This is a genomic window from Campylobacter majalis (genome assembly GCF_905120465.1).
Classification (GTDB): Bacteria; Campylobacterota; Campylobacteria; order Campylobacterales; family Campylobacteraceae; genus Campylobacter_A; species Campylobacter_A majalis.
Genome location: NZ_CAJHOF010000006.1, coordinates 84,313 through 99,990 on the forward strand (window position 1 = coordinate 84,313; position 15,678 = coordinate 99,990).

Below are 15,678 nucleotides of genomic sequence, written 5' to 3' on the forward strand. Positions count from 1 at the left end.
CTTTAAAAACCATTTAGATAAAATCTAACTTCGTTCTTTTAATGTAAAAAAGACATATTCAGTAAAAAGGAAACATATGAGCGAGATAATCGCATACAAACTAAACAATGAGATAGTCGATACACAAAGTATCGCAGGTCGCGAAAGCCAAGCAACTCCAATATATTTTGATAATTCGCCAGATGCATTAAATGTCATACGTCACTCCTGTGCCCACCTTATGGCTCAGGCGATTTTAAGTCTATACCCAAGTGCAAAATTTTTCGTTGGACCAAATGTAGAAGATGGATTTTATTATGATTTTAGGGTTGATGAAAATGGCACAAAACTAAACGAAGAAGATCTAAAAGCAATCGAAAAAAAGATGAAAGAGCTAGCCGAGCAAAAAAACGATATCATAAAAACCTGCTCAACAAAGGCTGCAATGGTTGCAAAATTTGCAAATGATGACTTAAAACAAGAGGTTTTAAAACGCATACCAGACGGCGAAGTATCGAGCTACTCACAAAGTGATTTTGAAGATTTGTGCCGTGGTCCGCACCTTCCAAATACAAAATTTTTAAAATTTTTCAAACTAATGAGAGTGGCTGGTGCATATCTTGGTGGCGATGAAAAACGCGAGATGTTAAATAGAATTTACGGCACAGCTTATGCTGACAAAGAGAGCTTAAAAGACTACCTTCAAATGATTGAAGAGGCCAAAAAACGCGATCATCGCAAACTTGGCGTTGAGATGAAATTGTTTCATTTTGACGAAGAAGTAGGTGGTGGCTTAGCACTTTGGTTGCCAAATGGCGGACGACTTCGCTCTAAGTTAGAACAGCTACTTTACAGGGCACATCGTGAGCGTGGATATGAGCCAGTGCGTGGTCCTGAGCTTTTAAAGGCTGATGTATGGAAAAAATCAGGACACTATGCAAATTATAAAGAAAATATGTATTTTACTACGATTGATGAGACTGAATACGGCATAAAGCCGATGAACTGCGTTGGTCACATTAAGGTTTATCAGACTGATGTTCGCAGTTATCGTGATTTGCCACTTAAATTTTTCGAGTATGGAGTGGTGCATCGTCACGAGCTTAGTGGTGCTTTGCATGGGCTTTTTAGGGTGCGTGAGTTTGCTCAAGATGATTCACATATCTTTTGTATGCCAGATCAAATTAAACAAAACATCCTTGATATTTTAAGCTTTAATGATGCCATAATGAAAAGCTTTGGTTTTACCTATGATATTGAAATTTCAACTAGACCAGAAAAAGCCATTGGCAATGATGAAATTTGGGACGTTGCTACAAAAGCACTTAAAGACGCTCTTGATGAAAACGGCATAAAATACGGTATCGATGAGGGTGGTGGTGCATTTTATGGACCAAAGATAGACATAAAAATCACAGACGCATTAAAACGAAAATGGCAGTGTGGCACAATTCAAGTAGATTTTAACCTGCCAGAGAGATTTGATCTAGGCTATATTGATAGCAATAACGAACGCAAACGCCCTGTGATGTTACACCGTGCTTTACTTGGAAGCTTTGAGAGATTTGTAGGAATTTTATTAGAGCATACAGCTGGTGAGTTGCCATTTTTTATAGCACCTACACAGGTGGTTATAGTGCCTATTAGTGATGCTCATAATGACTACGCTAAGAAGATAGCACTCGAGCTAAGAAAGATAAATGTAGATAGTGAAATAGCAAATAAAAATGAGAGTTTAAATAAACGAATTAGAACAGCTGAAAAACAAAGGGTGCCTATGATAGTTGTGCTAGGCGATGAAGAAGTAAAAAATGAAACCATTGCTTTACGCGACAGACAGGCTAGAACGCAAAGCCAGATGAGCTTAGCGGATTTTGTAAAATTAACGAAGGAGAAACTTAGTGAGGTACATTTTTGAGTAGAGAAAATGACGTATTGCTCAACGAAGATATAAGAGCGAATGAGGTTAGATGTGTGGGAGATGACGGCACGACGTATGGTGTCATCTCTAGGACTGAGGCTTTGGATATAGCAAATAGACTTGGGCTTGATTTGGTATTAATCGCGCCTGACGCAAAACCACCAGTTTGCAAGGTGATGGATTATGGGAAATTTCGCTACCAACAAGAAAAAAAGCAAAAAGAGGCTAAGAAAAAGCAAAAAGTAATCGAAGTCAAAGAGATAAAACTCTCAATCAAAATCGCACAAAATGACATAAACTATAAAGTCAAACATGCGTTAGAATTCCTACAAGATGGCAAACATGTAAAATTTCGCGTATTTCTAAAAGGTCGTGAGATGGCAAGTCCAGAGGCTGGCGTGGTTATGCTAAACAAAGTCTGGGACATGATCAAAGAGAGTGCTGAACGTGACAAAGAGCCACTAATCGAAGGTCGCTATGTCAATATGCTAGTAACTCCCAAAAAAGCATAGTCTTAAGGGGCTTTGCCCCTTTTATACAAAATACAAATTTTATAAGGACTATAGGTTTATTATTTGTGCTTTATTGCTTGGCGTTAGCACATATCTTGTATTTGGCATATAAGGACACAAACTATACGTTAATGTAGTTTATCTCTTTTTACTAAATTACTTTTTTAAATTTTAGATATATTTTTGGTTGATATTTTTCTTTTTCTTGCTTTGATGCACCAGTTGGGCTTACAAATGTGGCGGTTAATGAAGCTTTGCTATGGCGATTTTTGTGACATATTCAAGCAAGGCGAAAGAATTTGTTGCAGTGCTTCCTGCAAAATATATATTTATCAATTTTTTTAATTTTTTGTGTTGCGGGCTTGGTTTTTGCCAAAATATAGCTTTACGCAAAATCAAAACATTATAATTTGGTTAATTTTGATATTAGTTATAGCAACAAGAAAAGTTAGGGTATAGCTCCCACTAGCTCATATTTTAAAGCTATAAAATTTTTAACAAGTCCTATAAAGAATATGAAACCTTATAACAACACTATTATCGTTCCGCAGTGGTCAATCACAAATGTAAGCCCAAAATATAAAAATTATATGCTTGTTATTAGTGAGAATGCAAGGCACAATTATAAAGAAATTTACGGCTATACTATCAAAATAATCCTTTTTAAGCAAGGTAAATGGCGTTTTGTCGATGGCTTTATGCCACTTAGATAAATACAATACCAGTGCTAAACGGCACTTTAAATTATAATAGAGATTTAAATTTAAACATCATCGATTTAGCAAATTTGGCTATTTTTGAGCATTTTGGTTTTTAAATCATGGTTATTTGGGCTATTATGATAGGCTTACAACGATTGTGACAAAGTGGGCAAATTTCTTGTATTTTAATCCAAGACCAAGGCAACACGATAGGGAGTTAGTGGCTGATTTTACGCAAAATTTGCAAAAATCAAGCGAAAAAATCGCCTTTTTATATTGCATTTTATAGGCTCTCATCTCATTACTTGCAACAAACTTTTATATGATATATTTTAATAATCACGGACTAAGCCATATCAAAAAACACGGTTAAATTTCTTTAAATTTTATAGACAATGTTGCAAAAGAGCATTTGCAAATTCCTTTGATAAAGCTCTCAAGCGATGATGACAACGCACTTTTATCAAAAATGAGAGTTATCAAAGCCATTTTCCACAAAGCTTTGCAAAATGGCTAGGTATTGATGTGCAAAATTTTAATAAAAATGAGAAATTTGATATTTTTACTCAAGTTATACAAGATGATACATTAAACTCAAAAGCACTATTAAAAACCATAATGCCAACAGCACAATCGACATAAGCGAGTTTTTAAATAGATAATCCAGTCTTATTTTCATTTTGCAACGAAACTTATACTAAATCTATAATTTTGTAAGTTTTGTTGTATTTTGAGCTGATTGTGGTAATTTCTTTGCAAATTTTATTAAAATTGATAAGAGAAAATCCTGTTAAGTTAAATTGACCCTTATTTTTTAAAACGCAAACAGCAAAACAAAACCATCACCAAAAGCAAGTTGGGCTACATTAAGCCCTTTTTAAAAACTTGCAACGCCTAAGCATATGCTTTTTTTAAGCTAGCAAATGCCGATTTTACCGTATCCATAATATATAAAATCTCATCTTTATTGCTTTTGCTTAGATTGTGCTGTTTTGAGTATTCTGCGGTATCAAAGTCAAGCTTTAAATCAGGGTTTTTGCTATAACGCAACACCACGCTTAAGCTATCTTCAAACTCCGCATCAAGCTCAACCTTGCTCCACGGCGTTGCGACTAGCTTTTTGCCAAAAATTAATAAAACACCCTTAAACGAATAGATTGCCTTATTTGTTATCAGATAATCACCCAGCTGCGTTAGCATCAAAAGCGGAACTTCATCGCTTGCAAGCGTTAGCTTCGCCTTATCGCAAAAATTTCTTACACGCTTAAAAAATGTGTCATCATCGTCGCTAAGCTCACGAAGCGGAGTATATACATCATAACCACTTGCCAAACTATCAAGAGCATTTTGCTTAAGAATGAAGTGGAAATTTTGATAATACTCATCAAGACAAACTTTAAGCATCTGCATATCAAAGCCGTATTGACTAACTCTATCTTTAGCAAATTCATAAAGCTCTTGCATTGATTTTTTTAGCTCATCTATTTCTGCATTGTCTATGAAATTTTGTGTGATTTTTATGATGTTTTGCTTTTGCTTGTCTAAATTTTCAGCCCATATGCCACTTGCTTTAAATACATCAAATGGTGCATTTGCAAGGATATAAAATGTCTTTGCATGCTCGCAAACACTCTCTTTAAAGCTCGTTTTATCATCTAAAAACATAAATGCCCTGCCAGGCAAACAACTAGCCGCATACTCATCAAACGAACCAAAAACATCAAGCGCACTTTTTGTATATTTATCATATAACTCGCAAAACTCATCGTAGTCTATATAGCCTAGAGCAAATGAATTTGTAGCAATCTGAAGCATCCTAGCGATATCAAAGGCATATGTTGTGCTTTTTGGTGCATAGGCAAAAATATCTTGCATTTGAGTAAGGTATTGTTTTAGCCTTTCGTTACACACACCCGCTTCATCATAAAACGATCCAGCTATCTCGCTTCTAAAATCGTCATAAAACCCATCAGCACTAGTATCGATGCTAAAAATTTTAAAAGCTTCCTTAATACTATCATCACTTAAATAATTGTTTGAAAACTCATCAAATTTCATCTGAAAAAACGCACTTTCTAGACTAGAATATGCACTGTAAATTATGCTTAAATGTGGTGCTGTGTTTTCAAACTCAAAAATATCATCCTTGCTAGATACGCCATAATACTCATGTAAATTTTGTGCTATCTCTTGAAGTTTTTCAGGGCTAAAACTTTCAACAATACTAAAAAACCTCTCCTTATAATGCTCATCTGAAAAATACAAAAGATCAAGCCCACTGGCACGATAAATCATCTGAAAGATGTTTGTATTACTAAAATTTATATTCACTTTTACTCCTTTAAATTTTGCATATTTTGCTTTTTGATCTTATCGGTTTTTTATACTTTGTAAAACGCTATTTTAATTTCACTTTGCCAATAAACTTAAGGTTTAGTTATTATATATTAAATTTACCCAATAATAGTAGGCAAACTAAAATTTTACCTTTAAATTTTAAACTCTAGCTCCTTATTTTATGCACTATTTAAATAAGCTTTTTTGTTAGAGTTTAAACTTAAAGCGTAAAGTTTTATTTGCTATATTTTTTAATTAAGATGGTTAGACTATTTTGCTAATAATTTGCAATTTGATATTTTATTCTCAATAAACATACTGTTTATTGCATTAAACAAAACTTAATCTTAAGCATTTCATTAAATTTAAATTGTAAAAAATGCAAATTTTAAATATAATTTTATATTTTAAAGGATTTTTATGAAAGCACTTGTTTTTCCAGCTTTGGCTGTTATTATGTCTTTTGTTGCGTTTATGTTTAGCGATATTTTTATCACACTTAAAGGGTTTATTATACCGCTTTTGATGATTATCATGCTTGGTATGGGGGCAACACTTAGCTTAAATGATTTTAAAAATATTTGGCACAAGAAGTTTGCCGTGATTTTTGGCGTATTTATGCAGTTTGCTATAATGCCATTCTTAGCATTTGTGATTTCAAGGGCATTAAATTTTAATGATGCACTCACTATTGGTATGATGCTTGTAGGCACAAGTGCTGGCGGCACAGCGTCAAACGTCATCACATATCTTGCTAAAGGCGATTTGGCCTTGTCTGTGAGTATGACACTTGTCTCAACGCTTATTGCGATATTTGCTATGCCATTTTTAATGTATTTTTATGTTGGGGCCAGGATAGATTTGCCTATATCTAGTATGCTAATTGATCTGGTTAAAATTACTCTTGTGCCGCTTAGCATCGGAGTAGTATTAAATACGTTTGCCAAACGCTTCACAAACGCCATAAGACCAGTACTGCCTATCGTGTCAATTAGTGCGATTATTTTAATAATTGCAATAATCGTATCTCTTAACGCTCGAAATTTAAAAGATATTGGCATGATCGTTGTTATTGCGGTTATAATGCATAATATTTGCGGTCTTTTGCTTGGATATTTTGGTGCCAAAATTTGCAGGTTTGACGAAAAAACAGCAAGAACTGTGGCAATTGAGGTTGCTATGCAAAACTCGGGACTTAGTGTTGCTATGGCAATGAAATATTTTACGCCAATTTCAGCACTTGCTGGTGCATTGTTTAGTATTTGGCATAATATTTCTGGTGCGTTATTTGCTGGAATTTGCAATACTAAAAACAAAAATCTATAATATAAAATTTTATATTAAGCTGAATTTTTAGGATATTATTTGTATATTTTAATATATTTTAAGAAATTTTGACTTATAATTGCATCTGTTTTATGAAATAATTATCTTGATTATTTTCTCCCTATACTTAAGGTGTGGAACTCGTCACTCCACGCCTTGTTTTTAGCTAGATTAAATTCTTTGCGAGATTGTTTAGTTTTAATTTTCATAATATTTTGTGATTATAAAATTTTGTCTTAAAAATATGTTACTTTTAATTTTTATTAAAACTAAAATTTAAAAGCTAATAAAGTCAGTGAAATTTTAGAATCTAGTTTATACAAAATTTTAAAATAAATTTGTATAAACATCAAAGCCTATACGCAGATAGACAAACAAATGATTTCTTTGCTTTGTAAAGTATAGATTAAATAAATTTCTTGTGCTTGTCTCTTTAAAAAGTGATAAAAGATAGCTTATAGGAGTGCGTCTTGCTTGTAGTTAAGAATGAAGTGGGCTGGTTTAATGATCTAGAAAATCTTTATAAATTTTATTAAAATCAATAAGAGAAAATATGACTGGGTTAAATTGGGCAAAAATTTTTATCTCATTAAAATCGCTCAAGAATAAACAAAAAATGCTCTAAAATTTATCAATAAATATGGTCTTGGCAACTTAACCGCCACTAATGGCATAGAATTTAGTTGGTTTTGCAAATCCACAAAGCAAAACAGCAACTAAACAAAATATCGTGATTTAATTTTATCTATACGATACAATATTTAACCCAAATCCGCTAATTCCAACAAAGTCTTTTTTATTTGTGCTAAGCAATTCAATATCACTAATTCCAAAATACTTTAATATCTGTGCTCCGATGCCAAAATCTTTTGCATTTGCTTCGTTTTTATCACTATCTAAAAATACCAAAATTCCACCATTTTCATTCAGATATTTAACGCCGTCAATAAAATCATTAAATTTTTCAGAGCTAAGCAATTCATGGTCTTTTGTGATTTTTTGAAATTTCACACTCGTTTTGCCCTTGACATTGCCAAATACAAACGCCGTGTGGATTAAATTCTTATGGTCTTTTATCTCATATTTCATTGCCTTAAAACCAGCAACATGAGCCATCTGTCCTTCATTAACTTCTATCAAACTCTCGCTATTTAGTCTATATTCAACCAAGTCAGACACCGCCACCATATTTAATCCATGTTTTTTGCAAAATTCTTCCAAATGCTCGCGTCTAGCCATTTGCCCATCTTCTTTAACTATCTCACATATACAAGCCATAGGCGTAATACCAGCTAAGCGACACAGATCGACAGAGCCTTCAGTATGTCCTATACGCTCTAAAACTCCGCCATTTTTTGCAATAATGGGAAAAACATGCCCAGGACGAACAAAATCATCAGGTTTTGATAATGGATCAGCTGCTAACCTGGTGGTTATGTCACGCTCATACGCACTCACGCCTGTGCTACATTCTTTGGCATCAATTGTAACCGTAAAGGCTGTTTCATGACACGACGTATTTGACGAAACCATGAGTGGCAAATCAAGCCTTTTTGCATTATCAACATCCATTGCCAAGCATAATATTCCTCTGCACTCAGATATGGCAAAATTTACCTTTTGCACATCACTATGTGCCGCAGCAAATATCAAATCACCCTCGTTTTCCCTATCTTCATCATCAACCATTACTATCATTTTGCCATTTTTAATATCTTCAATAGCCTGTTTTACTTTTTGAAATTTCATAATTTTTCCTTGAATTAATTTAAACAAGCGAAATTATAATAATTATTTTATGAGATATTGATTAAAAGATTATAAAAATAGAAATTAAAATAAAGGTGGTGCGGATGAGAGGACTTGAACCTCCACGCCGTGAAGCACCAGATCCTAAGTCTGGCGTGTCTGCCAATTTCACCACATCCGCAACAAAAAAGAAGTCGTAGTTTATCTAAACTAAGCTTAAATAAACCAAAAAATGGTACGCCCATCAGGATTCGAACCTGAGACCTACGGCTTAGAAGGCTGTTGCTCTATCCAGCTGAGCTATGAGCGCATAGTTTGAGTGGCGCGCCCGATAGGAGTCGAACCCATAACCTACAGATCCGAAGTCTGTCGCTCTATCCAATTGAGCTACGAGCGCCCAAAATGGGGTGAGTGATGGGAATCGAACCCACGACCCTCAGGACCACAATCTGATGCTCTAACCGACTGAGCTACACTCACCATATCAAATGGTCGGGGTGAAAGGATTCGAACCTTCGGCCCTCTGGTCCCAAACCAGATGCGCTAACCAGACTGCGCTACACCCCGTAGCGTGAGTTATCTGCCACTACCTCATTAAAAAGCGGTATTCTATCCAAAATTATATTAAATGTCAAGCAAAATTTTAATTAATCAAAAATTTAATTAAAATTTATATTTTAATTTCCTAGCCAAAATCTCAACACAAATCGCATATCTTAAATAATAATGTATAAAAACTATAAAATTTTGTAACTCTTATTAAATTGACCCATTTTTATTTTTGGATTTTTACTCGTTAAATTCAGCAATATCAATTTTAACAAAAACTTTCTATCATAGACAAATTTTACCATGCTTGATGTCTATTTTATAGTTGCAACATATATTACTCATTAAATAAAATCTTGCACGATAATATCATATTAAACAGCGTAATTATTTTCCTTTAAAATAGTAAGAATTTTTTGATAAAACTTCATAAATGAACATAAAATAGCCACACATAATCCATACCTACCCACATCGCTATAATTTGCCCATAAGTGCCATTTTGTGCAAGATTTAAATCAATAATAAGCTGTTGCCCTGTATTGTCAAAATTAGCAAAAGCCAACCAGTCTTTAGCCAAAATCATTAGCTAAATTTTATTAGGTTTTATAAAGCTAATTTCTTCTTTATCACCAAAATTTTCCATCTGCATTTGATAAAATTCTATTATTTTTAATTGAGAGTAGAAAATTGTATCCAAAAAGCATATCTCTGTATCATTTTGCCCATTAAAAAGACGTAAATAATTTTTAAAATTCTAGTAAAGTTTTTCCAGACATTTTTTCTAATTCTAAAATTTCACTTTCAGTGGCTTTGTTGTTAAAACTAGCTCCTATTTTGGGCGATATTTTTTGTAACTCATCACGAATTTCTTTGTAAATAGCTTAAATATTTACTTTTTCATCATAATTCATATCATTTGCCTTTATTAAATTTTAAATATAATCAAAAGTAAAAGCACAGTGCGGCTTATCGGCTCATACATTAAAACAATGGCATCAGCTCCATTCTCATAATAATCATACCCCGTAACTTCGGCGATAAAATAAAAACGGATTTCTTTTATAAGTGATGCCGTCATTTAAAAGTTTTTGCATTTCATCGAAATCTTTTGATAAATTCATTTTAAGGGCTGATGGCAACTCTACACTTTCTGTCTAGTTTGCATACATAAAACCGCCACTACTCTATCTAAAATTTTGTTTATTAAGTCCTTCTACGCCTCTAAGATAACACAAATCAACCAAACAGCCGTATTTGGCAAAATTTTCCTTGCTTTTTTCAAGAGCATTAAACATACTTTGCCAAAATTCTTTTTCATCTTCGCCATTAAAACCCCAATGACTAACCGCAGTTTTAAAAAATACTCTTCATTTGCTAAAAACTCATAGCAATTATCTTCACTCAAACGAAAGGCAAAATAGTTTTCGCCTGTAAATTCATTGTGATACTTATGTGTTTGGTCGCCACTTCAATAAAGCTCAACTAGGTTTAGCATATGCAGTTTTATGCTTTTAATTCAGGCGATAATTTTGCTAAATCGATCGTAATTAATGGCAAAAATGCTCTTTTAGCCATGCTTAATTTGCCACAAAAATATCTTTTGCCTTGGAAACAGTGTAAAATTTTCGTTTAATTCTTTAACATCTTCATTTTAGTTCAAAAATTTGATTTACGTTCATTGGTCTCTCTTATTAAAATTTATTATACCTATTTTGCTCTCTACATGGTTTCGCAACTCTTTTTGCCTAAAAAGATTGTGAGCAGTTTTCTAAATTCACCTAAGAAATTTTATAAATATCTTAATATGTAGGCATAAATTCAGTGCAACGCTAATTGTTTTACTTTTTAATCTAAAATTTATAACAATCATTTCTAACATTGAACTTAAATTTGCTCTTATAACTTCAGTCTAATATTTTTGTTTGGGTGTTTAATGGCTTAAAAATAGTGAGAAATAAATAATATGGTGGCCCCGAATGGACTTGAACCATCGACCACCACCATGTCAAGGTGGTGCTCTACCAGCTGAGCTACGGGACCAAAATGGGTATTATACTTATAAAAACTTTAATATAAACTTTAGCAAGAAATTAAGATTTTAATCACATTAAAATCTTAATTAAAATAATTAATATTTTAATTTTATAATAAATTTGAAATTTTAAATTTTATACCTATAAATTCAGCAATAATATACTTTATAAACTTAAAATTAAAATGAAATTTATTTGTTTTTTCGATACTTGTTATCATAAATTTTAAATTTTAAATACAAAATTTTAAGCTAATTATCAAGCAAAAGCTCTTATAATTACAAGTTTAAAATCAAACCATACAAACAGCAAAAGCGATTTTTAGTTTTAAACAAATGCTTTGCTAAATACCGAAAATAGGGTCCATAATGAGAGAAATTTTAAAACGTGATGGCAAAAAACAAGAGTTTAAAGCATATAAAATTGTAGATGCTATAAAAAAAGCATTTGAAAGCGAAAACGTAAAGTATGATGAGAAAATTTTCACAAATGTAGTACAAAATGTCTTTCAAAATACCGATACAATAAGCGTTGAAGAGATACAAGACGCAATAGAAAAAGAGCTTTTTAAGGCAAATTATTTTGATGTTTTAAAAAGTTTTATGCTATACCGCCACACACACAAAATGCAACGTGAGCAAATTTTAGGGCTTAGCGAAGATACAACTTACATCAATTCAACACAAACAATAAACGAATACATAAATGGCACAGATTGGAGAATTTCAGCAAATTCAAACACTAGCTACTCAAATGCTGGACTTATCAACAATACAGCAGGCAAAGTCATCGCAAACTACTGGCTTGACACTGTTTATAGCAAAGAAGAGGGTCTGGCACATAGAGAAGCAGACTATCACATACACGATCTTGATTGCTTAACTGGATACTGTGCTGGATGGTCGCTTAGAGCCTTGCTAAATGAGGGCTTTAATGGGGTTAGAGGTAGAGTCGAAAGCAAAGCACCAAAGCATTTTAGAGAAGCCCTATATCAAATGGCAAATTTCTTAGGCATATTGCAGTCTGAATGGGCTGGGGCACAGGCATTTTCAAGCTTTGATACATATCTAGCACCATATGTTTTTAAAGACGATTTAAGCGATTTTGAGATTAAAAAAGCAATTACAAGCTTTGTTTTTAATCTAAATGTTCCAGCTAGATGGGGGCAAAGCCCATTTACAAATGTCACGATAGATATCACTTGCCCTGATGATTTAAAGTCACAAATTCCAACATCAAACGATATACATTTATTTAGTGGATTAAATGACGAAAATCTAATAAATAAGGCAAAACAGCGTGGCAAAAACGCACTTTGTGATATGACATATGGAGATTTTGAACCAGAAATGAGACGTATTACCAAAGCATTTTACGAAGTTTTAACAGCAGGAGATAAAAACTCTCAGCCATTTACGTTCCCAATACCAACTATAAATATCACCGAAAATTTTGACTGGGATAGCGAAGTGGCAGATGTGATATTTGAAAATACGGCAAAAATGGGTTCAAGCTATTTTCAAAATTTTGTCGGAAGTCAATATAAAATAGATGCAAATGGCAACAAAATACCAAACGACAATGCTTACAAGCCAGGGCATGTCCGCTCTATGTGTTGTAGGCTTCAGCTTGACTTAAGAGAGCTTTTAAAGCGTGGCGGAGGGCTGTTTGGAAGTGCTGAGATGACTGGAAGTATCGGCGTTGTAACGATAAATTTGGCTCGTTTGGGCTATCTATATAAAGACGACAAAAAAGGACTTTACACTCGCTTGACACATTTACTAAATTTAGCCAAATCAACACTTGAAAAAAAGAGAAAATTTATCCAAGAGATGTATGATAGAGGGCTTTATCCTTACACGGCTAGATATCTAAAGCACTTTAATAATCACTTTAGCACCATCGGCATAAATGGAATGAATGAGCTTTTACGAAATTTTACAAACGATAATGACGATATATCGACCGAATACGGACGTGAGTTTGCACTTGAAATGATTGAGTTTTTGCGATCTAAAATTAGGGAATTTCAAGAAAGTACAGGAAATTTATACAACTTAGAAGCAACACCAGCCGAAGGCACGACTTATCGCTTTGCAAAAGAGGATAAAAAACGCTTTAATGACATAATGCAAGCTGGTTTTGATGAAAATGTATATTACACAAACTCAACCCAACTTCCAGCAAGCTTTACTGATGACGCATACGAGGCACTTGATTTGCAAGACGAACTTCAATCTGCATACACAGGTGGGACTGTATTTCATTTATATATGCGTGAGCGTATCAGCTCAGCGGCGGCATGTAAAACTCTAGTAAAAAATATCATCACAAACTACACATTGCCATATATCACCATCACGCCAGTATTTAGCGTATGCGAAAAACACGGATATATCGCCGGAGAGCATGAGTATTGCCCAATATGTGATGCAGAAATTTTAAAAAATACACAAGACAACAACTAAAAAGGATAAAAAATGAATGCAACTGAAATTTTAAAACAAAATGAGAGCAAACGAACAAAATGCGTAGTTTATACTCGTGTTATGGGTTATCACAGGCCAGTTGAGAGCTTTAATCTAGGCAAAAAAGGTGAGCATAAAGAGAGGGTGAAATTTCGCGAAAAATGATTAATTTTTACAAAAAACACGCATTACAAACGCATAAAACACTGCAAAAATGAACGAAATTTACTCAATCACTCCATTTACGATGATGGACTATCCAGAGCATTTAGCTTGCGTAGTGTGGTTTATGGGGTGCAATATGCGGTGTGCGTATTGTTATAATACTGCGGTGGTAAATGCCAAATTTTCAAACACTAATGGCGTTAGCAATGATGAGTTTTTGGCGTTTTTAGACAAACGCAAGGGTAAGCTAAATGCAGTGGTTTTTAGTGGTGGTGAGTGTAGTCTTACCCCTAGTTTTGAATATTTAGCAAATGAAGTTAAATCTAGAAATTTTAAGCTTAAGATAGACACCAATGGTTCAAATCCAGAAATTTTAAAAAAAATAATAAATTTAGTTGATTTTATCGCACTTGATTTTAAGGCACCAAAAGAAAAATTTCACGCAATCACGGCATCCAATCTATATGAAAATTTTATAAAAACTTTAAAATTTTTACTATCAATGGATGTTGAGTTTGAAGTTCGCACAACAATACACAGCAAGTTATTAGATGAAAGCGATATAAGCAAAATGGCTAGTATGCTAAAGCGATACGGCTATGACAAGACATATTATTTACAAAATTTTTTATACACCAAAGAACATTTTGGATCACTAAAAGAACAAACAAAGATATTAAATATAAGCGATATCAACTCGCCTCTTAAAATAGAACTTAGAAATTTCTAAAATAAAATCTCAACAATAAATATTAAATACCACAAAATAAGCCTAAATTTTACTTTGTTGATTACTGACTAACTTAGACTAGCACAAATATCTGGCACTGATTAGATCAAGTTTAAAAATTTATGGTATGTTAAACTACAAAGTTGTATTCTAATAGATTACATTTGATGCAAACTTGTATCAAAAATTTATCACAATGGATGAAAAATGTATAACAATGACGTAAAATTCTCGCTCTGGTGTGACTTCATACAAAGGGATTTTTTAGATGGCGAATTTAAAGAGCTAGTAAATGACAAAATCATCAATGGTGCAACAAGCAATCCTGCAATTTTCAAAAGTGCATTTGGCACTGAGATATACAAAACTGCAGTAAAAAATAGCGACAAAAGACATCCAAAGACACTTTATGAAATTCTAGCGACACAAGACATCAAAATAGCCGCAACAAGGCTTATTAAAAACTATGCTAATGACGATGATGGCTTTGTTAGCATCGAAGTAGATCCCACGCTTTCAAATGATACAGAAGCAACCATAGCCGAAGGCGTAAGACTATACAACTCTATCAAAATGCCAAACGTAATGATAAAAATTCCAGCAACAAAAGCAGGATTTGATGCGATGAGCGAACTAATCTCACAAGGAATTAACATAAACGCTACGCTCATTTTTTCTCCAGAACAAGCCAAAGGTTGTCTTGATGCATTTAAAAAAGGTAGCGAAATTTACGCTAAACGCTACCCAAATACACCACTTCCAAAAGGCGTAATAAGTATATTTGTAAGCCGATTTGATAGATTGCTCGATGCCAAAATGGCATCTAAAAATCTACCAACAGCACAAATTGGCATAATGAATGCAACCAAAATTTATCATATCATACAAGATCAAAACCTGCCAAATGTCCGTGCTTTATTTGCTAGCACAGGAGTAAAGGGCGATGAGTTAAGAGCTGATTATTACGTAAGAGAGCTAATGTTTGCAAACTCTATAAATACAGCTCCACTTGATACCATAAAAGCATTTATCAAAGAAAAAACTCAACCAAAAACACCAAGCTCAAAAGAGAACATAAATGCATTTTTTCAAGTCGTTAAAAATGCACAAATTGACATCGAAGCTGCCTACAAAGAGCTTTTAAGTGATGGGCTTATGGCGTTTGAAATTGCTTTTGATGATATCATGAGAAATTTATCATAATA

At 33.4% G+C, this 15,678-nt stretch carries 11 protein-coding genes, 6 tRNA genes and 1 pseudogene; 7 read left to right on the forward strand and 11 right to left on the reverse strand.

The features are described from left to right. Positions 1–76 precede the first annotated feature (76 nt). The 3 genes from thrS to LQU93_RS04435 all read left to right on the forward strand — a co-directional run bounded on the left by thrS (position 77) and on the right by LQU93_RS04435 (position 3,125). Entirely contained in the window at positions 77–1,897 is a 1,821-nt protein-coding gene (thrS, locus tag LQU93_RS04425) for a threonine--tRNA ligase (RefSeq protein WP_229932682.1), read from the forward strand. Further along, the gene (infC, locus tag LQU93_RS04430) at positions 1,894–2,412 is read left to right on the forward strand and encodes a translation initiation factor IF-3 (RefSeq protein ID WP_229932683.1); all 519 of its coding nucleotides are present in this window, start codon (positions 1,894–1,896) and stop codon (positions 2,410–2,412) included. The genes thrS and infC overlap by 4 nt, the downstream gene beginning before the upstream one ends. A 515-nt stretch (positions 2,413–2,927) precedes the next feature. Beyond that, a complete protein-coding gene (locus LQU93_RS04435; RefSeq protein WP_229932684.1) occupies positions 2,928–3,125 on the forward strand; it encodes a hypothetical protein in 198 nt (65 codons plus the stop codon). Between the two features lie 123 nt (positions 3,126–3,248). On the opposite strand, the gene LQU93_RS04440 is transcribed toward LQU93_RS04435, so the two are convergent. After that, the gene (locus LQU93_RS04440) at positions 3,249–3,410 is read right to left on the reverse strand and encodes a hypothetical protein (RefSeq protein WP_229932685.1); all 162 of its coding nucleotides are present in this window, start codon (positions 3,408–3,410) and stop codon (positions 3,249–3,251) included. 597 nt (positions 3,411–4,007) lie between these two features. Continuing rightward, positions 4,008–5,444 carry a DUF1266 domain-containing protein gene (locus LQU93_RS04445; RefSeq protein ID WP_229932686.1) on the reverse strand — a complete coding sequence of 479 codons (1,437 nt, stop codon included), beginning with the start codon at positions 5,442–5,444 and terminating at the stop codon, positions 4,008–4,010. 426 nt (positions 5,445–5,870) lie between these two features. Between LQU93_RS04445 and LQU93_RS04450 the strand changes: the two genes are divergently transcribed. Continuing rightward, complete coding sequence (locus tag LQU93_RS04450) at positions 5,871–6,776, forward strand: bile acid:sodium symporter family protein (protein ID WP_229932687.1); 906 nt, start codon at positions 5,871–5,873, stop codon at positions 6,774–6,776. A gap of 741 nt (positions 6,777–7,517) precedes the next feature. Here LQU93_RS04450 and LQU93_RS04455 read toward each other — a convergent pair. The 9 genes from LQU93_RS04455 to LQU93_RS04495 all read right to left on the reverse strand — a co-directional run bounded on the left by LQU93_RS04455 (position 7,518) and on the right by LQU93_RS04495 (position 11,117). Next, positions 7,518–8,525, reverse strand: coding sequence for a bifunctional 3,4-dihydroxy-2-butanone 4-phosphate synthase/GTP cyclohydrolase II (locus LQU93_RS04455; RefSeq protein ID WP_229932688.1), 1,008 nt, complete (start codon positions 8,523–8,525; stop codon positions 7,518–7,520). A 96-nt stretch (positions 8,526–8,621) separates the two neighbouring features. Then, positions 8,622–8,706 (reverse strand) — tRNA-Leu (locus LQU93_RS04460). 52 nt (positions 8,707–8,758) lie between these two features. Beyond that, positions 8,759–8,835: transfer RNA gene (locus LQU93_RS04465), tRNA-Arg, on the reverse strand. A 10-nt stretch (positions 8,836–8,845) separates the two neighbouring features. After that, positions 8,846–8,922 (reverse strand) — tRNA-Arg (locus LQU93_RS04470). A gap of 6 nt (positions 8,923–8,928) precedes the next feature. Then, positions 8,929–9,005, reverse strand: a tRNA-His gene (locus tag LQU93_RS04475). Positions 9,006–9,014: 9 nt separating this feature from the next. After that, a tRNA-Pro gene (locus LQU93_RS04480) sits at positions 9,015–9,092 on the reverse strand. 910 nt (positions 9,093–10,002) lie between these two features. Beyond that, entirely contained in the window at positions 10,003–10,155 is a 153-nt protein-coding gene (locus LQU93_RS04485) for a hypothetical protein (RefSeq protein WP_229932689.1), read from the reverse strand. A 135-nt stretch (positions 10,156–10,290) separates the two neighbouring features. Further along, on the reverse strand, positions 10,291–10,482 hold the full coding sequence (locus LQU93_RS04490; protein ID WP_229932690.1) for a hypothetical protein: 192 nt from the start codon (positions 10,480–10,482) through the stop codon (positions 10,291–10,293). Between the two features lie 559 nt (positions 10,483–11,041). Further along, positions 11,042–11,117: transfer RNA gene (locus LQU93_RS04495), tRNA-Val, on the reverse strand. A gap of 361 nt (positions 11,118–11,478) precedes the next feature. Here LQU93_RS04495 and LQU93_RS04500 point away from each other — a divergent pair. From LQU93_RS04500 to LQU93_RS04510, 3 genes and pseudogenes are all read left to right on the forward strand, one after another. Continuing rightward, positions 11,479–13,740: pseudogene (locus tag LQU93_RS04500) on the forward strand (ribonucleoside triphosphate reductase); the annotation flags it as partial. Positions 13,741–13,792: 52 nt separating this feature from the next. Beyond that, on the forward strand, positions 13,793–14,473 hold the full coding sequence (locus LQU93_RS04505) for an anaerobic ribonucleoside-triphosphate reductase activating protein (RefSeq protein WP_229932691.1): 681 nt from the start codon (positions 13,793–13,795) through the stop codon (positions 14,471–14,473). A gap of 207 nt (positions 14,474–14,680) precedes the next feature. Continuing rightward, positions 14,681–15,676, forward strand: coding sequence for a transaldolase (locus tag LQU93_RS04510; RefSeq protein WP_229932692.1), 996 nt, complete (start codon positions 14,681–14,683; stop codon positions 15,674–15,676). The last annotated feature ends 2 nt before the right edge of the window (positions 15,677–15,678 follow it).

Bases quoted from the DNA above. Each gene is read 5' to 3' on its own strand.
- thrS (WP_229932682.1), top strand. From the start codon at position 77: ATGAGCGAGATAATCGCATACAAACTAAACAATGAGATAGTCGATACA.
- LQU93_RS04435 (WP_229932684.1), top strand. From the start codon at position 2,928: ATGAAACCTTATAACAACACTATTATCGTTCCGCAGTGGTCAATCACA.
- LQU93_RS04440 (WP_229932685.1), bottom strand. From the start codon at position 3,410: ATGAGAGCCTATAAAATGCAATATAAAAAGGCGATTTTTTCGCTTGAT.
- LQU93_RS04450 (WP_229932687.1), top strand. From the start codon at position 5,871: ATGAAAGCACTTGTTTTTCCAGCTTTGGCTGTTATTATGTCTTTTGTT.
- LQU93_RS04455 (WP_229932688.1), bottom strand. From the start codon at position 8,525: ATGAAATTTCAAAAAGTAAAACAGGCTATTGAAGATATTAAAAATGGC.
- LQU93_RS04485 (WP_229932689.1), bottom strand. From the start codon at position 10,155: ATGACGGCATCACTTATAAAAGAAATCCGTTTTTATTTTATCGCCGAA.
- LQU93_RS04505 (WP_229932691.1), top strand. From the start codon at position 13,793: ATGAACGAAATTTACTCAATCACTCCATTTACGATGATGGACTATCCA.
- LQU93_RS04510 (WP_229932692.1), top strand. From the start codon at position 14,681: ATGTATAACAATGACGTAAAATTCTCGCTCTGGTGTGACTTCATACAA.